The organism is Peribacillus sp. YIM B13472 (assembly GCF_042788005.1).
Classification (GTDB): Bacteria; Bacillota; Bacilli; order Bacillales; family DSM-1321; genus Peribacillus; species Peribacillus simplex_E.
In genome coordinates, this window is the sequence record NZ_JBHZPG010000012.1 from 23,036 (window position 1) to 49,704 (window position 26,669).

Consider the following 26,669-nt stretch of genomic DNA (forward strand, 5'->3'; position numbering starts at 1 on the left):
GATCAAGTAAGAATGAATTTATGCTACGATGGTCAGAGACCAGTACACCTAAGCTCAGTTATGCCTCTCTGTTTATTGTATCCACACTATTGGCAATACACATTTTTTTTGGATCTGCACTCTGGTCGAAATTGTTTTCAACTGAAGTAAAGTAATAATAAAAGGGGAGAAAATAGTTGTCATATTCACTAAAAATAATAAGAAAAAGTGAACAAATAACCAGTCTTTGGTCAGGTGGTAAAACAACTCAACTTGCTATTTATCCTGAAGATGGAGATTACTCGAACCGTGATTTCAACTGGCGGATAAGCACAGCAGATGTCGAGGTGGACGAATCCTTATTTACTCACCTTCCAGGCATTCAGAGAATCATCATGATCCTTGATGGTGAAATGTTACTGGAACATAAAGGAAAGCACCGTGTGCATTTACAGCCATTTGAACAGGATCGGTTTGATGGAGGCTGGGCAACCCGAAGTATTGGGAGGGTTACGGACTTTAATTTGATGTTAGCAGAAGGATGCGAAGGAGACCTTAGCACGATTCATTTGAATGATGGAATCCATTCTGAAGTGTTGGATAATGGCGAATCTAAGAGAAGATCCGATGCGTATTATTGTTTCAAAGGAAAAAGTAGAATGAGTATCGATGAAAAAGAGTCAATTGTTTTAGGGCAAGGTGACTTGGTAATCTTGAACATGGTTCATTTCTGCAATAATTTAAATATAAGGTTATCCAATTACGAAGACGGCACATCTGCAACAATTATTAAAGTAAGTATTTTTTATTGATGGAAAATCTGGTTCTAGTGCAAAAAAACATTCAATTATGAAAGTAGAAAGAGTTTACTTTATTCAGATTATATACAGGAAAAAGTAAACAGGATATTAAATAATAATAAATCAGAGCTGTCCTTAGACGGCTTTTTGTTTTTAAAAAAAATTGAGATAATTCAGTGACTTAAGGAGATAAAAATTCTATCAAGATAATTTTATGATTAAAATTATTTTGATATATCCAACTTTAGGAATATTCGGTAAGTAAAATCAGAATTAAAACACTTACATTTCCTATTATCTGTGTACAATTAACTGAAAATATTGAATTGTCTTTAAAATAAAACGATTTAGTGTTATTATTTTAGAATATTCAAAATATTTAATTGGAAGGTGAGGGAACTCATATGTCACAGATGTTGGCTTTAGTTATTGTTATTCTGATTTTATTTGTAGGAGACATTGTGGCGGTACGAACAAAAGCCTGGGTACCTTCCGTTTTCGTTTCCGCAATCCTATTTCTATGTGGTTATTGGACATTCTTCCCGCAAGACATCGTTTCAATAGCAGGTGTTCCACCGGTAGTGGCAACCATGATGATGTACCTATTGATCACGAATATGGGAACATTGCTTTCAATAAGAGAATTGGTAAACCAATGGAAAACGATTATTATCTGCTTATCTGGTATTCTCGGTATTGTTGCACTATTATTCGGAATTGGCATATTCATATTTGATTTGCAAACTATCCTTGTGGCGATTCCACCTTTAGTAGGCGGTATGGTATCTTCAATAATCATGTCAGAAGGAGCGGCAGATGCAGGACTTACGAGTTTGTCCGTTTTTGCCATCGTTATTTATGTAATGCAAGGCTTTGCTGGATATCCTTTAACTTCAATTGTCTTGAAAAAAGAGGGGAAGAAGCTTCTAGGACAATACCGCAATGGGCAATTAACGGTAAAAAAGAGTGATACTGCATCCGCTGCAGAAGGCATGACGGAACTAAAGCTGTTTAAAAAACTTCCTGAAAAATATAATACGGAATATTTTAAATTTTTCAGACTTGCGGTTGTTGCTTTTCTCGCATACCTTGTTTCGACTGGATTAGCGCCGATTATATCAATAAATGCGTTTGTTCTTTGCTTACTATTCGGGGTTGTTGGAAAAAGTATAGGTTTCTTGGAAAGACAGACTCTGCAAAAAGCAAATGGATTTGGATTTGCCATCATGGCCCTTATGCTTTTCGTCTTTGATGGATTAAAAAATGCAACACCGAGTATGATGATGGAGATTCTTTACCCACTTGTTGTTTGCATTTTCTTAGCTGTTATTGGCATGTATATATTCTCATTCATTGCAGGGAAATTGTTAAAAGTGAGCAAAGAAATGGCCTTTGCTGTATCTTTAACAGCATTATACGGATTTCCTGCAGATTACATTATCACCAATGAAGTCGTCAATTCATTAACAAAAGATGAAAATGAAAAAGAAGCATTGCTAAGCCATATGCTGCCGCCGATGCTTGTTGGTGGATTTATATCGGTTACAATCGTATCGGTTATTTTGGCAGGAATATTTGTACAATTCTTGTAAAATAGGAGGGATTCTAAGTGAGTCTTATCGAACGTATAGAAACGCAAATAAATGATTTGAGCGAATTTACATCAACACCCGGAAAAGGGACTACCCGGCTTACGTATAGCAAGGAAGACTTACTTACACGCAATTATATTAAAAATAAAATGATGGAATCCGGTCTAACAGTACAGGAAGATGGATTCGGAAATATTTTTGGAAAGCTTGAGGGCACTTTAAAAGATGCACCAAGCGTTTTGATCGGTTCACATTTTGATTCCGTTCCAAATGGTGGTGCGTATGACGGACCCGCCGGTGTAATTGTCGCTCTAGAAGTGGCTGCCCTATTTGCAGAAAATCAATTAACACCTAAATATCCATTGGAAATCGTTGCCCTGATTGAAGAAGAGGGTGCTCGTTTTGGTGGAGGACTAATGGGGTCGAGAGGAATAGTGGGAACACTTAGTGAGGAAAGTTTTAAAAACCTAAGGGATAAAGAAGGTATCACAACAATTGAAGCGATGTCAAAAATGGGTCTGGATTCATCACTTCCGAAAAGGAGAAATCCCAATAGCATTAAAGCATTTCTCGAATTGCATATAGAACAAGGGCCAATCCTTGAAGAGAAGGATATCCCCATTGGTGTTGTAGAAACTATTGTTGGTTTAACTCAATTAGAAGTAACCATTGAAGGAAAGGCAGGACATGCAGGCACAACCCCGATGGATCGCCGTACGGATGCATTGGTTGCATCCGCTCAGATTATTTCTCAATTACCGGGCTTTGCGATTGAGGAAGGTGAAGGAACGGTTATCACGACAGGAAGACTACATGTTTTACCAAATGGAGCCAACGTCATCCCAAATAAAGTCGAATTTTCGGTAGATATCCGATCTAGCAAGGAAGAACATATTAACAATGTCATCAAGCGGATGAAAGAATTAATCGAATCCTATCATGAACAGGGGATCCATACAACTGCGGAACAGGTGTTATATATGCCGCCAAAGGTATTGAGTGATGAAATAAAAGCCTTATTAAAAGATAAAAGTTCTGAATTGGAAATTCCATACTGTTCCATTAATAGTGGAGCAGGTCATGATGCGATGGTTTTTTCCGATGTGACTGATGTTGGCATGCTCTTTGTTCCAAGTAAAGCAGGACTAAGTCATTGTCCAGAGGAATGGTCTGATGCACGTCATTTAGCAAATGGAGTGCAAATATTTTACGAAGTGGCTAAATGTTTAACGGAGGTGGAGTGAGAATGATTAATCAAACGATAAAAGAAGCGATTCAAAATTATAGTGATGAATTAATAGAGATACGTAGAAAACTTCATAGCGAACCTGAGTTATCATGGGAAGAAGAAAATACAACTGCCTTTATATGTGAATACCTTGAAAAATTAGGAATACCTTATCGCAAAGCAGCACCAACAGGTGTCATTGCAGAAATTAAAGGCGGTAAGGCAGGAAAGACGGTCGCATTAAGAGCGGATATGGACGCCCTTTCTGTTGAAGAATTAAATAAAGACTTGCCGTATGCTTCAAAAGAAGAAGGGAAAATGCATGCATGTGGTCATGATGCACACACTTCAATGCTATTAATTGCAGTGAAGGCACTAAACGAAATAAAAGAAGAATTACCTGGGAATGTGCGATTAATCTTTCAACCAGCTGAAGAAGTAGCAACAGGTGCAAAGGAAATGGTTAAACAAGGGGCTGTCAAAGGTGTTGATAATGTTTTTGGCATACATATTTGGTCGCAAATGCCAACAAACAAGGTTGCTTGTTCTCAAGGACCTTCATTCGCTTCAGCAGATATCTTTACAGTAACGTTTAAAGGAAGAGGGGGACATGGTGCAATGCCACAGGATTGTATCGATGCAACTATTGTGGCCTCTTCATTCGTCATGAATGTACAATCTGTCGTATCAAGAACGGTCGACCCACAAAATCCCGCAGTTTTGACAGTTGGAAAAATGGTCGTTGGCACACGATTTAATGTCATTGCAGAAAATGCCGTAATTGAAGGGACTGTCCGTTGTTTTGATCCTAAAACACGTGACCATATTGAAAAACAGCTCCAGGTTTATGCTGAAAATGTTGCTAATATTTACGGAGCGACCGCACAGGTTGAGTACTACCGTGGAACGCAAGCTGTCATTAATGATGAATACAGTGCCAAATTAGTGCAAAAAGTGGCTTCAAATGCTTTTGGTGAAGACGCAGTATATAATGAAAAGCCAACAATGGGTGGAGAAGACTTTAGCTTCTATTTAGATGAAGTACCTGGAAGCTTCGCTTTAGTTGGATCTGGAAACCATGAAAAAGATACGGTATGGGCCCATCATCACGGGAAATTCAATATCGACGAAGATGCGCTTGCTACCGGTGCAGAACTTTATGCTCAATATGCATGGGCATATTTGAACGAATAATTGACCAGATAAAAGAGGGGATAAGGAAATTAATAATAGGTGTTTGAATGCCAGAAGGCCGCCAATTGGCGGCCTTCTGGCGTAAAGGGTTAAATTACAATTATGCATCATATCAAGTGAAAATCTATTTCATATTATAGGTCGTTTTGTTCGCAGATTTCGTTAATATGTATTGTTTTTAACAATTTCAATATCAAGAAAATGAGTTTGACGAAAAAAAGTTAGCTTTTTCAGTGGACGGATTGGTGACTATCACAATATTTTTATTATTCTTTCCTATTACTTTATTTTCCATGGCGTGCTTTCTATTCATGTAGAAATGCCTTATATTAAGCATGCAGCGACCGATTCTTGTTAAGGTCGTAACGAATTCTCAAGGAGAATCAGTTTACATGGATTTTTTATACAAGCAAACGGTATCTACTGGTAAATCAGTTATACTGACGTTACGGTTAAATAAGGAACTATTATTGTGAGTAAATGAGTCGATTATTGGATTCAATTTGCTCTTTTTATCATTATTTTTGGGGTTTTAGAACCGATGATAATACCTAGGGACGATTGAATATAAAGTTTTTAAATATTAAAAATTCATAAATTAATTTGAAAAAAAATCAAATGACCATCAACTTTGATTAGCTTTTAATTTACTACACCCCATCATGTGAAACAACTAGGAAGTCAAATTAAATATAGGAAGAATTACCAATGTCTATTTTGTATAAAAAATTTCCCGTGAAGTATTATATGAAGATAATACCCATTAAAAAGGGGGGGGAAAATGAGCGATCATGTAAAAGGCGAATTATCTTTATTCACCGAGTACCTTTTATCATTATTATTTACAGCATGCCTGGCAATTTTTCTCTCAAAGTTTACTGATTTATTTCCATGGCTTTCCTTTATTGGAGTGTCAATAGGTCTTGCTCTTATGATTTTCTGTTGGGAACAAAAGAAAAATCAATGGTATCTTTTTATTACAGGCTTATTATTTAACACCATAGTTTGGTCAATAGTTTTGAAATGGCCCTCACTTTTCTAAATATATTTTATTCCTGAAAAAACATAAAACAGCTTAATTCATATTCAATGGATTTGCGCTGTTTTATGTTTTTTAAGTCCATCACTCTGGAAATTACCATATCACTTTTTCCGTGATAACCACTCTGCCACGATTGCAGCTTCTTCATTTGAAATAACCCCTGCTGGCATGCCGTTTTTACCATTATTAATAATATCTTCTATATCACTTTGTTCATATTTTCCACCAACTTTATTTAAAGCTGGACCAGCTCCCCCTTGTAAATTTTCCCCGTGACAAGATATACAACTATTACTTACAATTTCTTCTGCATTACCAGCTGAAGTACCCTGTGTTCCCCCATTTGAGCTTGGTGATGGTTGATGACCTTTGTAAAAAAATAGTAAAAATATTAGACATCCTGCAAGAACAATACTTACTCCAGAAGTAAGCCAAATTTTTTTCATAAATACCTCCTGTATTTAATGTATTGTGGATTAAAAATCCTTTTGATAATAGAACAAAGAAAGTTTCTAATTTATCTTCTACATAATAATAGAATCCGTTTATTGGGGAAAATACATAAACCTCTAAGTTTTTATTTACTCTTCCAAAGTTTTAAGGATGATTATTTAATTCATATCTTTCCCCAAAGTTATTTTTGCATGAATAGATTTTTCTAAATGATAGGATTCTTTTAAATCTAATCTTGAATTACAAAAAAATCCCCTCATAACATTTCCAACTTTCTGAATGATTATCTAACAAAAGTTAGATATCATGATGGTCGAATTACTGAAAAACTGATTTGAACTATTAGAAAAGATTGAATTTGAATCTTGAACTGTAAACAAAACAGGCATGTATAGATATAAACTAGGTATAAAATTGAGCAGTTTTGAGAATATATGTATAAGGAATAAATAAGTCACCTACCACCCTTTGGTGTGAATAATAACGTTTACTGGAAAGGTTACAAAAAGAATTTACCAGTAATGCAACTGACGTTTTTTTAATGGAGGATTGACGTGATGTTTCAGAATATTGGGATTCCAGGCTTGGTCGTAATTCTTATCATTGCACTTGTTATTTTCGGTCCGAAAAAACTACCTGAAATTGGTCGAGCATTTGGACGGACATTAACTGAATTCAAGGGTGCAACAAATGAATTAATTTCTGATGATGATAAACAGGAAGAGAAAAAACATGAGCTATCGACTGCTGAAAAGAAGATGCTGGATAAACAGTAGGGTCCATAGTGTATATACAGGTGGGCATTTTTCGTATAACAGGAGGCGGCCACCATGGAAAACATAGATTCACATCTTATTGAACATCTTGATGAACTTCGGCAACGAATGATTAAAACTTTGATAGCCTTTATTATCTTTTTCGTTGGTGCGTTAGTTTTTGTCGAAGACATCTATAGTTTGATAATTAAAGATCTTGAGGGGAATTTAGCTATCCTTGGACCAAGTGATATTTTATGGGTGTATATGATTATTTCGTGTGTTTTTGCCATTGCGGCTACGATTCCTGTAGTAGCCTATCAGACTTGGAAGTTTATAGCACCTGCCCTGACAAAAGAAGAGAGCAAAGTGACTCTAAGGTTTATCCCAGGATTATTTATTTTGTTTATTGTCGGAATCTCGTTTGGATACTTTTTGTTATTTCCAATTGTGCTCGGATTTTTAACAAATATGTCAGCGGGGCAGTTTGAAATGATGTTTACAGCAGATAAATTTTTTCGGTTCATGCTTAACTTGATTTTACCGTTTGGCTTTCTATTTGAAATGCCATTGGTAGTGATGTTCTTAACAAGATTAGGAATTCTCAATCCAGTAAGGTTGGCAAAAGCAAGGAAAGTATCCTATTTTTTTCTGATGGTCGTATCTATTATGACGACTCCTCCGGATTTCATATCGGATATACTCGTCATTATTCCTTTACTGGTTCTTTACGAATTGAGTGTCACTATATCCAAGATTGTTTATAAGAAAAAGATAATAAGCGATGCATCAATGTGATGAAGAATTTCACACCTTTATTTTGAAGAAGGAGGCTTTTTTGTGTCGGACAAAGAGAAAAGTCAAATCGAAAAACAAGGGACGACTAGACGTACCTTTTTAAAGAATTCTGGATTAGCGGTCGGAGGTCTCATTTTAGGTGGAGCAGTTGGAAGTATGTTCGATAGAAATTCGGAAAGTGGAGTGAAAACAGAACAGAAGAGTCAAACTCAAGCTAATAATCCGAATGAAGCCCTGATGTTTTTTTATCCAGAAGAATATCAGACGACAGCCGCAGCGGCAGAACGTATTTTCCCAAAGGACGATCTTGGACCAGGGGCTATGGAATTAAATGCGGCGATTTATATTGACCATCAACTTAACAGTGGGTGGGGAGTAAATGAAAAGGATTATAAGCTAGGACCCTATTATATGCCAGAGCCAACACAAGGTGAACAGAATAAGCTTTACCGAAAAGATTTGTTCCGGCTAGGCTTAAAAGAATTGAATACATATAGCAACAAAAACTATAAAAAGAAATTTACAGAATTAGAGGCTAATGTACAGGATGAAGTATTAGCTGCGTTTGAGGAAGGTAAAGCAAGTTCACTTTCTGGTGCATCTTCATCGGCATTTTTCCAATTGTTAAGAACTTTGACCATTGAAGGTGTATATGCTGATCCATTGTACGGCGGAAATAAGGAGATGCTAGGTTGGCAGATGCGAAAGTATCCTGGTTCTCGAATGGGTTATACAAAAGAAATTCAAAGTAAGGAATTTGTAAAACTAGATCCAAATAGCCTTCAGAGTCATATGAAACATTAATGATTGAAAGGGATGAAAAACATGGCAAAAAAACTACCTAAGGTAGCCGTCGTTGTTGTCGGGATGGGCTGGGCTGGAGGTATTATTGCCTCAGAATTAACAAAAGCAGGCATTAAAGTCGTTGGACTAGAGCGCGGGAAAGAACGGGATATGAGCGATTATTTAATGGTGCATGACGAACTACGTTTCCAACATCGTGAAGAATTAATGCAGGATTTATCAAAAGAAACTATTACTCATCGTAATAATCAAAAGATGAGGGCACTCCCTATGCGTAATTATGGAACTTTTATCGTGGGTGAGGGTCTTGGGGGGGCTGGTAGTCACTGGAATGGGCAAACCTACCGTTTTCTTCCTTATGATTTTGAAATTAAATCGCTAACTGAAAAAAGGTATGGCAAAAATAAAATTAAATCAGACTATCCGATTCAAGACTGGGGCATTACATATGACCAAATCGAACCATATTATGATACATTTGAAAAAATGGCGGGTATTTCTGGTGAAACTGTTGAGTTATATGGAAAACGCTCCAATCCTTATCCAACAGGACCTATGATAAAAACACCTGTTTTAGCCGAATTTGAACAAGCAGCGAAGAAGCTTGGCTATAAACCATATATGATTCCTTCTGCAAATCTATCAGAGAATTACGAAAACCCGGATGGTATTTCACGTTCAGCCTGTCAATATTGTGCGTATTGTGAAAACTTCGGTTGTGAGTACGGGGCAAAAGCAGATCCAGTTGTTACGGTCATTCCTGTTGCAAAAGAAACTGGTAACCTTGACCTGCGCACCTATTCAAATGTCACCCGTATTTTAAATGATGGCACAAAAGCCACTGGTGTTATTTATGTGGACACCTTCACAGGTGAAGAATTCGAACAACCGGCAGAAGTAGTGGTCTTAGCGAGTTATGTATTTAATAATGTAAGACTTTTACTTAATTCAAACCTTGGAACACCTTATGATCCAAAAACCAGAAATGGTGTAATTGGTAAAAATTACTGTTACCAAGTGAGTTCAGGATATTCAAGCCTTTATTATAATGACCGTGAGTTCAATATATATGGAGGAGCCGGTGCATTAGGTATTGAGATCGCAGAATTCACAGGTGATAATTTTGACCATTCCGAAGTAAACTTCCTTCACGGAGCGGGAATTCGTACAACCCAGTATGGTAACAGACCCATAGCAAATAATAATTCACCGATCGGGACACCTTCTTGGGGTGCAGAATTCAAAAAGCAATCAATCAAATATGCCAATAGCATCCTGCAAGTCAAATCACAAGGTGCAAGTATGCCGCACATACAAAACTACCTTGATCTGGATCCTACTTATAAAGATGTATATGGTATGCCTTTATTACGGATGACATATGATTATACCGCTCAAGATCGTGAGTTAGTAAAATACATGGCGAAAGTAACAAGATCGATTGCAAAAAAAATGGGTCCTGATCATATTGATACGGTCGCTGAACAAGCAGATTTTAACGTAAACACAGATACGAATACGCATAATACAGGCGGCGTCATCATGGGGGCTGATCCAAAAAATTCAGCAGTTAACACTTACCTGCAAATGTGGGATGCTGAAAATGTATTTGTTGCGGGTTCTTCAGCATTTCCTCATAACAGTTCGTTTAACCCAACTGGTACATTAGGTGCCTTTTCATATAGAGCAGCGGAAGGAATAGTAAAATATCTTAAAAAGGGTGGTTCTCTCGTATAAGACAGTTTTTGACTCTAAAATAACAGGACCTGTTCCCAACAAAAATGGGAGCAGTGTTTTATTTTAGGACGATTTTTCAAAAGTAACAAAAATTGCATGCTCTATTTAAGACTAAGTACATTGTTTAAGGTACATATTAAATTAAATACCAAAAACTTAGGATACGGGGGTTTATAAAATGAAAGGTAAATGGAAAATCACTATTTTACCCGCTTTACTTTCGGTAAGTTTTCTATCAGCATGTAACGCTGGTAATAATGACTTTAATGATCAAGAGGAAGTAGATTATCGTCCTGTTCGGTATGATAGTGATACGAATTCTAATAATAATGATGATAATAATCGATCATTCAAGCATGATGAAAACCCTGACCAAACAGATAAACAAATGGAAAAGGGCGATAATCTTGAATTTAATAAATCGAGAGGCGATTTATAGAACCTTAACCATAAATCCTGAGACGATCAAAAATCCGTTGTTTATCCAATACCCACTAGGAATAGATTCTCATTAAATTTATACTGTTTGATATTCTTGGTATGGTGTATGAAAAGAAGAGGAATCAGAGGCAACCTGCATAAGAAAAAAAAGTTTTTTCCAGAGGTTTGTTTTACCGTTTTTTCAAGTTGAACCTTTTATATATCTTCTTTAAAACGATAAACATAGTTATTCTTCAATTTTTTTAATTCTGTGTATTCACATATATGTGTAGTTGTTTTGTTATATAAGCAGAGCGAATATTATGTATTAAACTAGCAGGGTTTCTTCAAGCATAAGGTTTATTTGTACCGATCTAATTGAAATTGGATAAACACCTCATCAATAGAGGATTTTAATATAAAGAGACGATTAATTCCATTATTTCGATAAAACATCGACCATTTAACTGTCTGGAATTGTAGAAAAGCCAACGCTTTTTCTGCTTCAGAGTAGCTTGTAGAAATACTTTCAAGTTCCCCAATGCATGTGCTAATTTCCATTCGAAGAGATGCGTCATTTGCAAACTGCCAATTTGATTGAAAAAGTTTCAATCGGTTATCAAAGTCAGTTGAATCCATATGTCTTGGGAATTGAAATAAAACAATTACTTTATCTTGAAAACCGAATACAACTGGAGCGTAATATTGAAACGTCTTTTTAACATGAGACACAAGCCGGTGAACTGCATATTCATGAAATGTATATCAGCATGAAAATATATTTGTATAATTGCTGCCGTATGATATGAATGCTGATCGATACCAAGTTCAGTTGCTTTTGACATAAAAGTAACTGATCTTTTATTAACAAAAGACTTTGAAAACTATCGTTCATTTTTTATATAAAATGAATCGGAAAGCGTTTGCCTTCGAATCATTTCTAAGGAAATAATAGAGCTTGATTGATCAAAAGGGTAAGCTCGTCTTCATTTACATCTACAATCAGTATGCCTAATATTGTACTAATTGCTATAATCGAAATGAAAGTAAAAGGTTTTCATTTGCCCATTAATCTCGATTGTTTTAAAACCTTGTATTCATTTCAGTTTGCGTCAAGTTGAACTTGCATGAAACATACCATAATGATAATTATCCATGTTAATTCATTCTCTAAAACCCTTATTTGCCATTCATTATTTTGTTTATACAATCAAGATAAGCTACCTATTAATTTTAAGATGTTGATAGATTCATTTTTTTCTATAGACAGGGCCTTTGAAAATCCATTCATTTTAAATGGGAAACTGCTAAAGTTAGGGGAGATAGATGTTGTCTTTCAAACTGAACTTCTCCTATCGGTTGTAGCTGCCGTATGGAAGTAAAAGTAAATGTAAGACATAGAAGAACTTTACAAAAAAGGTTTTGCGAAGGAGGAACACATGTGGGCAATTACTTATCAATCAGTGAAATGGCTTCCATTCACAGTATCTCAAGGCAAACACTTATTTATTACGATAAGATCGAATTATTTAAACCAGTACATATAGATGAACATGGTTATCGGTATTATAGTGCAGTTCAGATTCCGTTTCTAAGGGAAATTTGCTTTTTGAAGTCGATTGGCATCAAACTGAATGATATTAAGGACCATATAGGAAATCGGAATTTAACAACTGCCATGTCACTTTTGGAATTTCATCAAGAATTCATTGATAAAGAAATAAATGCCTTGATGAATACACGTACATTTATTCAGCAGAGATTAATGAAATATTCAGAAGCCAAAAATATTAAAAGTGAATTGGATAAACCTATTATAGAAGAATTTCCTGAAAGGCATGTCTTATTTATACCATTTGAAAATGAATTGTGCCGAGAAGAATTACATTTAACGCTGATGAAAGCTTGGAATGTATTAAGTAAACATGAGATGCTTCCGTCAGAGGGATTTGGCACGGTTATTTTAAAGGATAAGCTTGGAACTGATGATGTTTTCGAGGGTGCGGGAATATATACTTCTTTACCCTTTATAGATCCTGATATGGATAATATGATGACGTTGCCTGCTGGTCAGTATGCATGTGTGTATAAATATGGCATGCCATATGACATTGAGTTTTTAAATGAATTGGTTCATTGGATCAGTGAAAATCAGTATAGAATTGCAGGGGACGTCGTGGACGCTTGCTTATTGGATACGACCTTTTACGAGAATGATAATAGTGTTGATTTTTGTCAGCTGCAAATCCCTGTAGAGAAAATTACTTGAATTTTCAAATATCCATTGACTGTATAGTAGAAATACACTTTAGAATATCAGTTGTAACCGATACCATATAGGTTATTTGAATTTGATTGATACATAGGATACTGGTCATAAAGTTATAGGGGGATTTTTTATGTCTGAAAAAATGAATAAAGTGACAGATTTACGTTCTGCCTTGGAACTACTGAAGTCCATTCCAGGACAATTGATTGAAACGGATGAACCTGTCAATCCTCATGCTGAATTATCTGGGGTTTATCGTCATGTCGGTGCTGGCGGAACAGTAATGCGTCCAACAAAAATCGGACCTGCCATGGTTTTCAATCATGTATTGGGACATGAAGATTCAAGCGTGGTGATTGGACTTTTAGCCAGCCGGGAAAGAGTCGGTCTCATGCTGGATACAAAACCGGAGCGACTGGGGTTCCTTTTAAATGAAGCTGTAAAAAATCCAATTGATCCAATCACCATTACAAATGATAAAGCGAAAGCTCAAGAAGTGGTTCACTATGCAGAAGATCCGGATTTCGATATCAGAAAGTTAATACCTGCGCCTACGAATACAGAGGAAGATGCAGGTCCGTATATCACCATCGGCATGTGCTATGCCTCCGATTCGGAAACGGGTGAATCTGATATAACGATACATCGTTTATGTTTACAAAGTAAAGATGAGATGTCCATGTATTTTGTTCCTGGCCGCCATTTAGAAGTCTTTCGTGAAAAGGCTGAAAAAGCAGGAAAACCGTTACCTATTTCCATTAGTATCGGTGTTGACCCTGCTATTGAAGTCGCTGCTTGTTTTGAAGCACCTACGACTCCCCTTGGCTTTAATGAGTTGAGTGTTGCAGGGGCGATAAGGAAAGAAGCGGTGGAATTGGTCCAATGCTTGACTATTGATGAAAAAGCTATCGCAAATGCTGAATATGTAATTGAAGGGGAATTGGTTCCCGGAGTGCGCGTTCGGGAAGATCAAAACACCAATACTGGAAAAGCAATGCCGGAATTCCCTGGTTATACAGGTTCAGCTGTTGCGGAACTGCCTCTAATCAAAGTGAAAGCTGTAACGCACCGTGTCAATCCAATCATGCAAACAGTTATTGGCCCAAGTGAAGAACATGTGAATATGGCTGGCATTCCAACTGAAGCAAGCATTCTGCAAATGGTGGAAAAGGCAATGCCAGGAAAATTATTGAATGTTTATGCACATACTTCAGGAGGAGGTAAATACATGGCTGTTCTTCAATTCAAGAAAAGTCAGCCAAGTGATGAAGGTCGCCAAAGACAAGCTGCACTACTGGCGTTCTCTGCCTTTTCTGAACTTAAGCATGTGTTCATAGTGGATGAAGATGTGGATCCCTTCGATAGTAATGATGTTTTATGGGCGTTAAATACTCGTTACCAAGGTGATGTTGATACGGTTCTCATTCCTGGAGTGCGCTGTCACCCGTTAGATCCTTCACAAGATCCCGCATACAGCCCCACCATTCAGGAAAAGGGGATTTCTTGTAAGACCATTTTTGACTGTACAGTACCGTTTCATTTAAAAGATGAATTTAAAAGGTCTGAATTTAAAGAGGTAGATCCAAGTCGATTTGTGCCTGGATTTTCCAATGCATGAGTTTCCATAAAGTTTCGATTCGATGACTAATGTAAGGAGGGGAATTAATGAAAATCATTGTTGGGATAACAGGAGCGACTGGAGCCATTTTTGGAATTAGGATTCTTCAAATGCTAAAAAGCAGTGAAGTGGAGACCCATTTAATCATGTCCCCTTGGGCACTTGCCACCATTCAACATGAAACATCATATTCTGTTAAAGAAGTGGAGGGATTAGCTGATCATTCCTATTCTTACAAAGATCAAGCAGCAAGAATTTCAAGTGGATCGTACCGGGTTGATGGCATGATCGTGGCACCTTGCAGTATGAAAACTCTAGCTTCCATCCGGATGGGACTAGCGGATAATTTATTAACGCGATCTGCTGACGTCATGTTGAAGGAAAGAAAAAAATTATTACTAATGACTAGAGAAACCCCTCTGAATACGATTCACTTAGAGAATATGACGGCGCTTTCCAAAATGGGGACTATTATATTCCCTCCGATGCCAGCCTTCTATAATCATCCTGAGAATGTTAACGATATCATTGACCATCTTGCTTATAGGGCGTTAGATCAATTTGAAATCGATACTCACGGTGCGAAACGGTGGGAAGGAATGAAATATCGCACCAAAATATAACGGATTGCTTGTGAAGTAGGGAAAAAGGTGGGAAATGAATGGTATGGAAATGTCAGTAGAAGTTTTCGACTTGTTAAATGGTAAAGAGCTTGTCGACAAGCAGCATGAAGCCATGATGCTGTTGACGGTAAGTGAAGAAGGATGGCCACATACTGCAATGATTAGCGTGGGTGAGATCGTAGCGATAAGCAGGAAGGAATTAAGGATTGGCCTATGGCCGGATACTTCGACTACAGCCAATGTCATTCGTACCCATAAAGCTACACTGGTTTTGTTTTGGAAAAATAAAGCACAATATATCAGACTCTCATTAGAGAGATTAAAAGAGCTGCCAAATGCCCAATACAAAAGAGAAAGATTCCACGCCAAAATAATAGAGGCACGGGAGGATATGGCTAAGTATGCTGAAATAACCTCTGGAATTAAAATCGACTTGAAAAACCCTAAAGAAGTTGTTGAACGTTGGAGTGAGACCGTAGAGGACCTCCTTCAATAAAAAACCCAGGCATCGACTTTAAGTTACTGAGAAATCGAAATTATCAAATAATAATTGTAAAAATCCGAACTTCATGTAAAATGGAATCATTACATGTATTTATAACTTGCCTATTCATTAACCATTAAAAAAAGCCCTTTTTTAATGAAAATTAATGAACTGACTGGCTATCTTAATTTCTCGATCAAGTTAACTTGATGGTGAAGTTAAGATAGCTTTTTTTATTAAATATGCTGGCTGGTTATGTTAATAATCATGAAATGGGGAATGTCACTATGGAAATGTATGTAAAGGAATTGGGGAACAAAAGAATTCAAATTGCAGATTATCCTGGAGAGAAAGGGCCAATCATCGCCATACATGGTTTAACGGGTAATCATAAGCAAATGCATTATTATGCAGAAATGTTAAAGGACGAGTACAGAGTCATCTCGATTGACTTGAGAGGGAGGGGAAATAGTTCGAGGACAGATGTACAGTCTTCTCTTTTTAAACATGCAGAAGATGTAATTGAGTTAATTCAAGAATTAAAGATTAATAACCCGATTTTAATCGGGTATTCAATGGGAGCCTTCATCTCAAGCGTTGTAGCCTGCAAATTAACCTCGGTAAAGGCCCTGATATTATTGGATGGTGCGGCCAATTGCTCTCAACAACAAAGAGACATCGTACAACCTTCTCTAGGCCGATTAAGTAAAGAATATGAATCCCAGGAAAGCTATATTGCAGAAATTAAGGAAATCTATAGCCGTTTGGGTATCAAATGGACGGATCATCTGCAAAGTGTAGCAGAGTATGAGGTACATGAAGTGGATGGTCATTGGGAGAATAAATCAACAGAAGACAGCATTATTAAGGATTTTGATAGTTTTTATTCTTTTGTCCCTAAAGAGATTTGTAGACAAATTTCCTGTAAAACGTTATTGGTGTATGCCAGTGGGAAAATAGGGGAATTTCCCCCTTTATTTTATGAAGAAGCCTATGCTGATACGAAGAAATATACGCCTGATATCGAAATGATCGTTTCTACATGTAATCACTATACAATGGTTTTTGAAAATAGAGTGGAGATTAACGAAGGAATAAAATCTTTTTTAAAACGAATTTGATTTTTTGCAGTTATTTTTTAAAAATATATTGAAATTAACAGAAAGTAGTGTAATATTATGAATATATAAAAAACTTAATTATTGCCTATTCATTAGCTATTAAAAAATAACCTTTTTTAATAACAACTAGTGAACAACTGGCTACCTTAAACACCTGCTGTCAATTATTGATAGTAATGTTTAGGGTAGCCATTTTTGTCGTGATAATGTAAACGCTTAATGAATTTGGGGGTTTTACCGTTGAAAATCATTGATTTAACATTGGAACTTTACGATGGTCTAGTTACGGATAATGATTTACCTGCAATAGGCATTAAAGATGAACCTTTTGAACATGAGGGGAAATCTGATTCACATCCTAAAGGCTGCCGTTCCAAGTTGATTTCTTTTTCTGACCATAGTGGGACACATGTCGATGTGGCTCCACGTTACTCAGAAAACGGGGAGTCGGTTGAAAACATCAATCTGAAGAATATGTTTGGGGATGCCCTCATACTGGATGTAAGCTTGTTAAAAGCGACACATGAACCTGTTACGAAAGATTTACTTGAAGAGGCGGAAAGCCGGCAGGGAGTATATGTTGAAAAAGACGATATCGTCCTCATCAGGACATGGGGGAAGTCCTGGGGGGAAGAAGGCTTTTTTGAAGCACAGGCATTAGATGATAGTGTGGCCCAATGGTTAATTGAGAAGCAAGTACATATTGTCGGGTTGGATTTGCCCAATGCCGATTTGAACCAGGATTCAGAAAGCGGAATTCATCAAAAATTACTGAAGAATGATATATATATCGTTGAAAATCTAGTGAATCTCGAAAAATTACCCAAGCATTCTCGTTTTCTTTTCTTCGGGATTCCTTTAAAACTAAAAAATTCAACAGCTTCTCCTATTAGAGCACTATCGATACTTGACTCTCAATTAATTTAAAGAGGTGCAGACGAATGAGCGAAGGATTATTGTATTTCAAGGATGTATATGATGTTGTACCAGGCTGGGTACAAAAAATGCACGAATATAGCCCTAATGCACTTGATCACTATACCAACTTGCGCAGTAACATCATGCAAGAGGGAGCCTTGACGAAGAAGGAGAAAGATATATTACTGGTCGGTATGAATGCTGCAAGGTTGTATGAACGGAGTATGGTTTACCATACAAAAGGGGCAATGGATGGTGGAGCAACATTACCGGAACTGGTGGAATACCTAATAGTTTCATACTTATATAACGGAACTAAGGCATTAAAAACTGGGATAAAGTCATTGGAATATGCCCTTACACTTAAAGGGATTCGATATCCTGAAGGAAGTGGCCATAAAGAAACAACAGAAGAAATCCTGTTGTATATGATTGAGTTATTAGGTGATGAGGAAACGGGATTCGTCTCGAATGTTTTGAAACTGGTTAAATCGGAAGACCAAAACTCCCTTAAAGATTATATATTAAGTGACTCAGCTGTATCAAAAAGGCTAAAACATATCCTTATGACAGGAATATTCATTACAGAATTAAAAGGGAAACAGGTTGGGGAATGGATGGAGGCGGCAAGGGTAAATGGAGCTTCGGAAGAACAATTAGCGGAAGTGGGCCTCATTTGCTTATTGACTGCTGGAATACCTGCTTGGTTTGAGGCAAGCGATTCATTGATTGAAAATAAGTAACGTGAGATTGGTGGGGAAAACATGACGAAAGTACATCAAGATATAGAAGCAGCTTTATCTTGTGTGAAGAATGGTCATACATTAATGGTAGGTGGATTTGGCTTGATCGGGGCCCCTCTTACGTTAATTGATGGATTGGCCAAAAAGGATGTAGCAGGCTTGACGGTAATCAGCAACAATTTAGGCGAGAAAGGGAAAGGTCTGGGAGCTCTCCTAAGCCAGAAGAAAATAAAAAAAGCGATTGGTTCTTATTTTACAAGCAATCGTGAAATTGGGGAGTTTTACCAACGTGGCGAAATAGAGTTAGAACTATTACCACAGGGAACATTAGCTGAATCCATTCGTGCTGGCGGTGCAGGCATAGGCGGTTACTATACGAAAACAGGTGTAGGGACCGATTTAGCTAAAGGAAAAGAAGAAAGGGAAATAAATGGGGCTACCTATATTTTTGAACCTGCCATAAGAGCAAATGTAGCTTTAATCAGGGCGTGGAAGGCAGATACACTTGGTAATCTTGTTTATTATAAAACGGCTCGAAACTTTAATCCTGCTATGGCAACGGCCGCAGATGTCGTAATTGCAGAAGTGGATGAGATAGTTGAACCTGGAGAACTTTCGCCAGAGGAGATTGTAACACCGCATCTATTCGTCGATGGAATCATTAAGGCAAAGAAAATCCTGACGAAGGAAGGTGTGAAAGATTATGGGTGACAAAGAATTCATGCAAAATATGATAGCAAGACGCGCGGCAAAAGAATTGACGGGTCCTTGTATAGTGAACCTTGGAATCGGGATTCCGACCTTGGTTGCAAAGTACATTGATGATGAAAATGTTTTTTTTCATACGGAAAATGGATTATTGGGAGTTGCTGATGTAGAGGAAGATGAAATCGATCCCAATTTAGTCAATGCAGGCAAGTTACCAGTAGCGCAATCGATTGGAGCATCATTCTTTAATAGTGCAGAATCGTTTGCAATGATCCGTGGAGGTCACATTGATGTTGCCATCTTAGGTGTTTTGCAGGTAGGTCAAACCGGTGAAATTGCAAATTGGGCGGTACCAGGCAAGAATATCATGGGTGTTGGAGGAGCGATGGACCTGTTGGTTGGCGCCAAAAAAGTGATCGTGACCATGACACATACAAGTAAGGAAGGTAAAAGTAAAGTTTTAAAGAAATGCACCTACCCGATTACTTCCACTAGAAGCGTTGACATGATCATCACCGAGTTGGCTGTCTTTGAAGTTATTGACAAACAGTTGAAATTGATTGAATTGATGCCCGGTGTAACGATCGAAGAAGTAAGAGCAAAAACAGAAGCGGATTTTATCTATTAAATGTTAAAAAGGTGGATTAAATGAAAATACGTTCAGTAGAAGTATACATTATTGATTTACCCACAATTCGTCCTCATCAGCTTGCCATGCATACGATCGTGGAACAAACGATCATTCTTGCCCGTGTCATGGATGAAGAAGGCGCGGAAGGTTGGGCAGAGGTGGCGACAATAGGCGGGGCTTCATATGGTGAGGGGACGCCAGAGGCGATAAAAGTGAATATTGATACATATATCGCCCCGCTTATCATTGGTAAAAACCCCGTCCATTATGACAAAATCATGCATGAAGTTTCACTCAATGTTAGAGGAAATAATTTTGCGAAGGCTGTCGTTGAATCAGCCATGGTGGATTTAGTAGCCAGAAGGAGAAACATCCCTGCTTATGAATTATTCGGTGGACAAATTCATAAATCATTGCCGGTGGCATGGACTTTGGCAAGTGGGGATACAAATAAAGATATCGAAGAAGCGAAAGAATCCTTACACAAAAAACGTCATAATATCTTTAAATTGAAAATTGGCAAAGGGAATCCATATAAGAATGTGGAGCATGTATTGAAAATTATTGAAGCCGTGGGAGATCAAGCACGCATTACGGTTGATGTTAATCAGGCATGGGATGAAACAACGGCTACGTATTGCATTGAAGCCTTACAGGAAGGCGGGGTTTCCATGGTCGAACAGCCGCTGCCAGCTTGGGATAATGAAGGGATGTCAAGATTGACCGATCGTTTTAAGGTCCCGATCATGGCCGATGAGTCATTGAATTCTTTACAAGATTCATTTCAAATAGCTAAACATAGAGCAGGTAATTCATTCGCCTTGAAAATATGTAAACATGGCGGGATGACCCAGACGAAAAAGGTGGCTGCAATTGCTGAAGGTGTAGGTTTTGGTTTGTATGGCGGAACGATGATTGAATCATCACTAGGCACGGCCATTTGTGCCCAACTTTATTCAACCATTCCCAAATTTGAATTCGGTACTGAATTATTTGGTCCGTTACTTTTCAAAGAAAATATTACGCTAAACGAAATAAAATATGAGAATTATGAAATAATCATCCCGGATGGTCCAGGATTTGGCATGGAGATAGATATGGAAAAAGTAAAACATTTTTCAAGAGGTCTTTAATTAATATAAACTGAAAAGGGGATTATGGAAAACCCACTAGTTTATGCAAGTAATCTTGAGAGGATGTAGTTTTATATGGGACAGCCAACATTATTAATCACCGCCTATGCGAAGGCGCCGCAAAATACGAGCATGTATGAAAATTATAAATACGCTGGGATGGTACTTGAAATCCACAAGGAAAGTCACATCATCATTAATGCAGAATTTACGTTTTTAACAACATTGGCCCAGGATTTTTTTAAGCGAATGATAGTTGGTTTTGATTTTAGTAAAGATATTGATTCTTTAATAGAGAATATTAAAACGGACTTTTTAGCTCCATCGCAGCAGTCGGTGATTGTTGCCCTGAAAATAGCTCACCAGAGATATAAGGATAGTTTAGAAGAAAGAAATAAAAATAGCAGGAGGTAGAAAATTGAGCAATGTAGTTATTATAGACTCGGTTCGCACCGCTATAGGGAAATTAGGGGGAGCATTGGAAAATGTTCCTGCCGATTTCCTGGCAGCTGCTGTCCTTGATGAAGTGATCAAGAGAGCGGATATTCCTAAAGAGAGTATTGATGAAGTGATCATGGGACAAGCCAAACAAAGTTCAGACGCGTCGAATTTGGCAAGAGTTGCATCACTCCGGGCAGGATTTCCTGTGGAAGTACCAGGTTATACCGTACACAGACAATGCGGATCCGGCATCCAGGCAATCAATTCTGCCAGTCAACAAATACAAAGCGGATTAGGAGATGTAATCATTGCAGGCGGAGCGGAATCAATGAGCACGGCCCCATACTATATGAGAAATATCCGTTTTGGATTGAAATCAGGGAATGGACAGTTATTGGACCCGAATACGGAAAGCCAGCCCGGTTCACAGCCTGTTGAAGATTACGGAATGTTAACGATGGGAATGACAGCAGAAAATCTGGCTGAAAAATATTCCATTTCAAGGACTGAACAAGATGAATTCGCTTTAAGGAGCCAAGAAAATGCAAGACGCGCAATTTCCACTGAAATATTCACGAAAGAGATCGTTCCCTATCAAATTAAAACGAAAAAAGGGTTAATGGAATTTAATGTGGATGAGCACCCAAGAGAAACCAGTCTGGAAAAGTTGGCTGATTTAAAACCGGTTTTCAAGAAAAATGGAACGGTGACCGCTGGAAATAGCAGTGGAAGAAATGATGGTGCATCCGCTCTGATACTAATGTCAGAAGAAGCAGCAAAAAGGCATGGTAAAAAGCCGAAAGCAAGAGTGATCGCTCAAGCGGCAGCAGGCGTATCACCGAATTTCATGGGGCTGGGGCCTGTCAACTCTACCTTGAAAGCGCTTCAAATGTCAGGGTTGAAACTGAATGATATTGATTTAATAGAACTGAACGAAGCCTTTTCTGCGCAAGCTTTGGCAGTTATCAAAGAATTGAAACTTGATATGAATAAGGTGAATCCTAACGGCGGTGCCATTGCCATGGGACATCCAATTGGTGCCACTGGTGCAATTTTAGCAACCAAATTGATACATGAGTTAGAAAGAACCGGAAAAAGATATGGGCTAGTCACACTATGTATAGCAGGTGGATTAGGAATCAGTACCATCATTGAAAATCAACAAATATAAAAACTTTATAAAAATTGGAGGAAGTATTATGAAGAATCAAAAAGTAATCGACGTTTATAATGGATTGGTAGTTAAATTCAAGGAATTAGTTAGTGAATATGAAATAGATCATAATGACTATCAAGCTCTTGTTGATTGGATGGATCAATTAGGCAGGGCAGGGGAAATTCCGTTATTTATGGATGTTTTCTTTGAAACGCATGCACTTCAAGAAATGTATAAAAGCGTAAAAGGAACGGAACCTACTATTCTAGGACCATATTACATTGAAAATACGCCAGTCGTTCAAAATCCCGGAATGCTGCCACAACGAGAAAATGAACCAGGTGACGCCCTTTACTTCTCAGGATCTGTTAAAGATGTTAATGGAAATCCGTTGGCAAATACCAAAATCGATATGTGGCAGGCTGATGCAAATGGTGAATACTCCTATTTCGCTGAAGGTATTCCAAATGATAATTTGCGTGGTGTTTTTTATACGGATGCGAATGGTAATTTTGAAATAAAAACAGTTGTACCGGGTAATTATTCAATTCCAACAGATGGACCTTCCGGACAATTCTTAAAGTGGATTGATCATCATTCATTTCGTCCAGCACATTTACACCTCCTGTTCCAACCGGAAAATGGCGATAGATTAGTAACGCAAATATATTTTGAAGGCGATGAATATTTAGAAAATGATGTTGCACAAGGTGTTCGCGGAAGCTTAATTACGAAGTTAGAAAAACATTCAGGTGCAGAAAAAGGATTGAAAAATGATTATTATACGGCTCATTTAGATTTTGAACTTAGATTACAAGATAAACCTGTTTTCAATAAAGCTGTTGTAAAAAACTAATCTTCGCTAAGAATATGAAAGCAAAGAATCTAGAAAAAAAGGGTAGTTTCCTTAGTAAATATATCTTTTAAACGAAAGTGTCTAAGTGGGTAATAAAAATAAAAAAGATGGTTTGTTGGACAATTCCAATCTTCATTATCTGATTTTTCGAAAACTTACCGAGTTCCTATTTTGGAACTCGGAAAAATAAATTCGTAACGGATATTATTTAAAATGATGGGAGGCGGAAAATGCGTAGTGTAATTGCTTCGGATATCATTGCTGTCAGTAAATTTAACCGCTTTCATTTACTTGTTTTTCTTTGGTGTTTTTATGCCATAGCTTTCGACGGGTATGATATTGCGATGTATGGTGTGGGTTTGCCTTGGATGATGGAAGAGTGGGATCTAACTTCCATTCAGGCAGGGGCAGTCGGCAGTTATTCCTTATTCGGCATGATGATGGGGGCCCTGATTTTAGCACCGATCGCAGATAAATTTGGCCGGAAGAATGTTCTCGTCATTTGCATGATTTTGTTCAGCGTATTTACCTTGGGGGCAGGGATTGCACCCAACCTCACATGGTTTACCGTCATGCGTTTCATTGCGGCCATAGGCATGGGAGCTTTGATGCCGAATGTTATATCGCTAATGACTGAATATTCCCCAAAACAAAATCGGGCCATCATTGTAGCTGCGATGTATTGTGGCTATTCAATCGGCGGAATCATGGCATCGTTAGTGGGAATGTATATCATTCCTTTTACGGATTGGCGTGTATTATACTTTATAGGAATTCTGCCATTACTTACACTTCCTATATTCATGAAGCAGTTTCCTGAATCCCTTTCCTACTATTTAGCAAAGAAGGAAATTGGTAAGGTTGTTGAAATCCTCAATAAAATCAAACCAGAAGGGGATTTTAAACAAACAGATGATTTCAGGATAAATGAAGCTGTACAGAGGGGGAAAGGATCTCCAGTAAAAAAACTATTCACGAATAAACGGGCATTCAGCACGATATCCATATGGGTGGCTGTGTTCTGTACATTGATGATGGCTTATGGATTAAATACATGGCTTCCAAAAATGATGCAGGATTCCGGATTCAGTATCACCTCGAGCCTTTCATTTAACCTGGTTTTATGCCTTGGTCAAATTGGAGGTTCCTTAATCGGCGGTTATTATGCAGGGAAAATTGGGCATCGCAAAATACTTGTTACACTATTCTTTTTAGGGGCCGTTACCTTTGTCGCATTGAGCGCTACGACTAATACCATCGGAGTATATTTACTTATTTTTATGGGGGGTGCATGTACTGTTGGTGCCATGAACTTAGCCAATCCATATATCACAGAATATTACCCCCGTGAAATCCGTACGACGGGAATGGGCTATTCGCAAGCTATAGGCAGGATTGGCTCCATTCTCGCTCCTACTTTAATTGCCTTTCTTCTATCAACAGGCATGGATCCGAAGGTGGCTTTTACTACATTTGCCCTGCCAAGTATCATCGCAGCAATCGGTTATATTCTGGTCCAAGAAAAACATGGATCTTTTGACAGGGTAGTCAAGGAGGACAACGACGAGGTAAAATCAGAGAAGACTGTAACTATCTGAAGAAATGATTCACAATTCAAAAAATAATCCCCTTGGTTGTTTATCTTTGCAACAAGGGGATCTGTTGTCAATGTTCCTAGGGGCTGCTCTTGAAAATATTAAACTCAGATTGATAAGTAATTTGAAACATACAAGTATTTATGAAATTTCAATAGAATTAGTAGAACGATGTACTAATGTTGGGCATTAGGTTAGGGGGAAAAATATTGAGCTCAGAATTAAAGGCAATAATAGACGATCGCACATCGGAACTGGTAACGGACAGATCAAAAAAAGAAAAACCGAGAACTGTTCGATGGTTCATCTTATCTCTCATTGCTTTAGTCACTTGTATTAATTACATTGACCGTGCCATCATTTCGCTTGCAGCTCCGAATATTCAATCCGATTTACATATTGATCCGGCTTTGATGGGAATCATATTTTCCGTATTTGGCTGGAGCTATACCTTTTCGATGCTATTCAGCGGCTATTTTCTTGATAAATTCGGTCCTAGGAAGGTTTACACGGTTTCCCTGATTTTATGGTCTGTATTTACATTCATGGTAGGAACCGCGAAAAATATATCGTCACTGATAACATATCGCATAGGGCTGGGTGCTTTTGAATCTCCCTCCATACCTACTAATGCCTGGTGTGTATCCGAGTGGTTTCCTAAAAAAGAACGTGCCACTGCTGTAGGGATTTATACGGGTACCCAATATATTGGGTTAGCCTTCCTGACTCCAGTTTTTACTTGGATCATCATAACTTTTGGCTGGAATTACCTGTTTTATATCGCCGGAATTATTGGGGTCCTTATTGGATTTGTTTGGTATGGATTCTATCGCAACCCTAGGGAACATAAGCGAATTTCTCAGGAAGAGCTAAATTATATCAAAGAAGGCGGAGGAATGATCGGAACTGAAGAGAAGCATCCTTTCTCCTGGAAACGAATAGGCCAACTGCTTAAACACCGTCAAATTTGGGGAATGTTCATCGGGCAATTTTCCATTCAAACCACTTTGTTTTTCTTTATGACTTGGTTTCCATCCTATTTGATTGATGAAAAGGGAATGACGATGCTAAAAACTGGAATTTATGCGAGTATCCCATACATTGTAGCCATATTAGGAACTCTCATTGGCGGCCGATGTTCCGATTGGATGCTGACTCGCGGTATATCAACAGGATTGGCACGTAAACTTCCCATTATAGTCGGATTGTTATTGTCTTGTTTGATTCTTGGGGGGAATTATACGGATTCACCAAACATAGTCATCACCTTTATGGCGATAGCATTCTTTGGACAGGGGATGGCATCAACAGTTACCGGTGCACTTTTAGCTGATATTGCGCCGAAAGGAATGGTTGGCCTAACGGGCTCCTCACTATATTTCGTAGCTAACATTGGCGGGGCTTTATCTCCGTTAATCGTCGGTTTAATCATTAGTGCGACACATTCTTATGCAGCGGCGCTAACCTTCATATCCGTAGTGGCCCTAATTGGCGCTTTTGCTTATATCTTTCTTATCGGAAAAGTCCAGCGGATAGAAATCACAATGAAAAAATAAATGGAGAAAGGCGGA

At 37.9% G+C, this 26,669-nt stretch carries 27 protein-coding genes; 26 read left to right on the top strand and 1 reads right to left on the bottom strand.

The annotated features are described in order from the left end of the window. Positions 1-176 precede the first annotated feature (176 nt). The 5 genes from ACFX4I_RS11650 (at position 177) to ACFX4I_RS11670 (ending at position 5,835) form a co-directional block, all read left to right on the top strand. Positions 177-791, top strand: coding sequence for a HutD/Ves family protein (locus ACFX4I_RS11650; protein WP_377420727.1), 615 nt, complete (start codon positions 177-179; stop codon positions 789-791). 392 nt (positions 792-1,183) lie between these two features. Next, positions 1,184-2,371, top strand: coding sequence for a hypothetical protein (locus ACFX4I_RS11655; RefSeq protein ID WP_377420729.1), 1,188 nt, complete (start codon positions 1,184-1,186; stop codon positions 2,369-2,371). A gap of 17 nt (positions 2,372-2,388) precedes the next feature. Further along, positions 2,389-3,615, top strand: a complete 1,227-nt coding sequence (locus ACFX4I_RS11660; protein ID WP_377420731.1) for a Zn-dependent hydrolase — start codon at positions 2,389-2,391, stop codon at positions 3,613-3,615. Between the two features lie 2 nt (positions 3,616-3,617). Next, a complete protein-coding gene (locus tag ACFX4I_RS11665; protein WP_377420733.1) occupies positions 3,618-4,793 on the top strand; it encodes a M20 family metallopeptidase in 1,176 nt (391 codons plus the stop codon). A 781-nt stretch (positions 4,794-5,574) separates the two neighbouring features. Further along, entirely contained in the window at positions 5,575-5,835 is a 261-nt protein-coding gene (locus tag ACFX4I_RS11670) for a hypothetical protein (protein WP_377420735.1), read from the top strand. A gap of 101 nt (positions 5,836-5,936) precedes the next feature. On the opposite strand, the gene ACFX4I_RS11675 is transcribed toward ACFX4I_RS11670, so the two are convergent. Continuing rightward, entirely contained in the window at positions 5,937-6,281 is a 345-nt protein-coding gene (locus tag ACFX4I_RS11675; protein ID WP_377420737.1) for a c-type cytochrome, read from the bottom strand. 564 nt (positions 6,282-6,845) lie between these two features. On the opposite strand from ACFX4I_RS11675, the gene ACFX4I_RS11680 reads away from it, so the two are divergent. The 21 genes from ACFX4I_RS11680 (at position 6,846) to ACFX4I_RS11780 (ending at position 26,654) form a co-directional block, all read left to right on the top strand. Further along, entirely contained in the window at positions 6,846-7,064 is a 219-nt protein-coding gene (locus ACFX4I_RS11680) for a twin-arginine translocase TatA/TatE family subunit (RefSeq protein WP_377420739.1), read from the top strand. A 54-nt stretch (positions 7,065-7,118) separates the two neighbouring features. Then, positions 7,119-7,841, top strand: a complete 723-nt coding sequence (gene tatC / locus ACFX4I_RS11685; protein ID WP_377420741.1) for a twin-arginine translocase subunit TatC — start codon at positions 7,119-7,121, stop codon at positions 7,839-7,841. A 42-nt stretch (positions 7,842-7,883) separates the two neighbouring features. Continuing rightward, positions 7,884-8,645 carry a gluconate 2-dehydrogenase subunit 3 family protein gene (locus ACFX4I_RS11690; protein WP_377420743.1) on the top strand — a complete coding sequence of 254 codons (762 nt, stop codon included), beginning with the start codon at positions 7,884-7,886 and terminating at the stop codon, positions 8,643-8,645. A 21-nt stretch (positions 8,646-8,666) separates the two neighbouring features. Beyond that, positions 8,667-10,382 carry a GMC family oxidoreductase gene (locus tag ACFX4I_RS11695; protein ID WP_377420745.1) on the top strand — a complete coding sequence of 572 codons (1,716 nt, stop codon included), beginning with the start codon at positions 8,667-8,669 and terminating at the stop codon, positions 10,380-10,382. Positions 10,383-10,560: 178 nt separating this feature from the next. Then, entirely contained in the window at positions 10,561-10,821 is a 261-nt protein-coding gene (locus ACFX4I_RS11700) for a hypothetical protein (RefSeq protein ID WP_377420747.1), read from the top strand. Positions 10,822-11,380: 559 nt separating this feature from the next. Beyond that, positions 11,381-11,524, top strand: a complete 144-nt coding sequence (locus ACFX4I_RS11705; protein ID WP_377420749.1) for a hypothetical protein — start codon at positions 11,381-11,383, stop codon at positions 11,522-11,524. 719 nt (positions 11,525-12,243) lie between these two features. Continuing rightward, positions 12,244-13,071 (top strand): MerR family transcriptional regulator, encoded by an 828-nt coding sequence (locus tag ACFX4I_RS11710; protein ID WP_377420751.1) that lies wholly within the window; start codon positions 12,244-12,246, stop codon positions 13,069-13,071. A gap of 130 nt (positions 13,072-13,201) precedes the next feature. Beyond that, positions 13,202-14,689, top strand: a complete 1,488-nt coding sequence (locus ACFX4I_RS11715) for a UbiD family decarboxylase domain-containing protein (protein ID WP_377420753.1) — start codon at positions 13,202-13,204, stop codon at positions 14,687-14,689. Between the two features lie 47 nt (positions 14,690-14,736). Continuing rightward, entirely contained in the window at positions 14,737-15,312 is a 576-nt protein-coding gene (locus ACFX4I_RS11720) for a non-oxidative hydroxyarylic acid decarboxylases subunit B (RefSeq protein ID WP_377420755.1), read from the top strand. 34 nt (positions 15,313-15,346) lie between these two features. Beyond that, a complete protein-coding gene (locus tag ACFX4I_RS11725; RefSeq protein WP_377420757.1) occupies positions 15,347-15,808 on the top strand; it encodes a pyridoxamine 5'-phosphate oxidase family protein in 462 nt (153 codons plus the stop codon). A 275-nt stretch (positions 15,809-16,083) separates the two neighbouring features. Next, the gene (locus ACFX4I_RS11730; protein ID WP_377420759.1) at positions 16,084-16,917 is read left to right on the top strand and encodes an alpha/beta fold hydrolase; all 834 of its coding nucleotides are present in this window, start codon (positions 16,084-16,086) and stop codon (positions 16,915-16,917) included. 240 nt (positions 16,918-17,157) lie between these two features. Then, positions 17,158-17,844 (top strand): cyclase family protein, encoded by a 687-nt coding sequence (locus ACFX4I_RS11735; RefSeq protein ID WP_377420760.1) that lies wholly within the window; start codon positions 17,158-17,160, stop codon positions 17,842-17,844. Between the two features lie 14 nt (positions 17,845-17,858). Next, complete coding sequence (locus ACFX4I_RS11740; protein ID WP_377420762.1) at positions 17,859-18,578, top strand: carboxymuconolactone decarboxylase family protein; 720 nt, start codon at positions 17,859-17,861, stop codon at positions 18,576-18,578. Between the two features lie 21 nt (positions 18,579-18,599). Then, a complete protein-coding gene (locus ACFX4I_RS11745) occupies positions 18,600-19,289 on the top strand; it encodes a CoA transferase subunit A (protein WP_063576613.1) in 690 nt (229 codons plus the stop codon). Beyond that, the gene (locus ACFX4I_RS11750; RefSeq protein ID WP_098865449.1) at positions 19,282-19,914 is read left to right on the top strand and encodes a 3-oxoacid CoA-transferase subunit B; all 633 of its coding nucleotides are present in this window, start codon (positions 19,282-19,284) and stop codon (positions 19,912-19,914) included. The genes ACFX4I_RS11745 and ACFX4I_RS11750 overlap by 8 nt, the downstream gene beginning before the upstream one ends. 20 nt (positions 19,915-19,934) lie before the next feature. Beyond that, positions 19,935-21,050: a muconate cycloisomerase family protein gene (locus ACFX4I_RS11755; RefSeq protein ID WP_377420765.1), complete on the top strand. Its 1,116-nt coding sequence runs from the start codon at positions 19,935-19,937 to the stop codon at positions 21,048-21,050. A gap of 75 nt (positions 21,051-21,125) precedes the next feature. Then, positions 21,126-21,464: a DUF3870 domain-containing protein gene (locus ACFX4I_RS11760; protein WP_048687694.1), complete on the top strand. Its 339-nt coding sequence runs from the start codon at positions 21,126-21,128 to the stop codon at positions 21,462-21,464. A 4-nt stretch (positions 21,465-21,468) separates the two neighbouring features. Then, positions 21,469-22,662 carry a thiolase family protein gene (locus ACFX4I_RS11765; protein ID WP_377420767.1) on the top strand — a complete coding sequence of 398 codons (1,194 nt, stop codon included), beginning with the start codon at positions 21,469-21,471 and terminating at the stop codon, positions 22,660-22,662. 28 nt (positions 22,663-22,690) lie between these two features. Further along, positions 22,691-23,503, top strand: coding sequence for a dioxygenase family protein (locus ACFX4I_RS11770; protein ID WP_063593084.1), 813 nt, complete (start codon positions 22,691-22,693; stop codon positions 23,501-23,503). A gap of 230 nt (positions 23,504-23,733) precedes the next feature. After that, a complete protein-coding gene (locus tag ACFX4I_RS11775) occupies positions 23,734-25,101 on the top strand; it encodes an MFS transporter (RefSeq protein WP_377420769.1) in 1,368 nt (455 codons plus the stop codon). A gap of 206 nt (positions 25,102-25,307) precedes the next feature. Continuing rightward, complete coding sequence (locus ACFX4I_RS11780; protein ID WP_377420771.1) at positions 25,308-26,654, top strand: MFS transporter; 1,347 nt, start codon at positions 25,308-25,310, stop codon at positions 26,652-26,654. Positions 26,655-26,669: the final 15 nt, after the last annotated feature.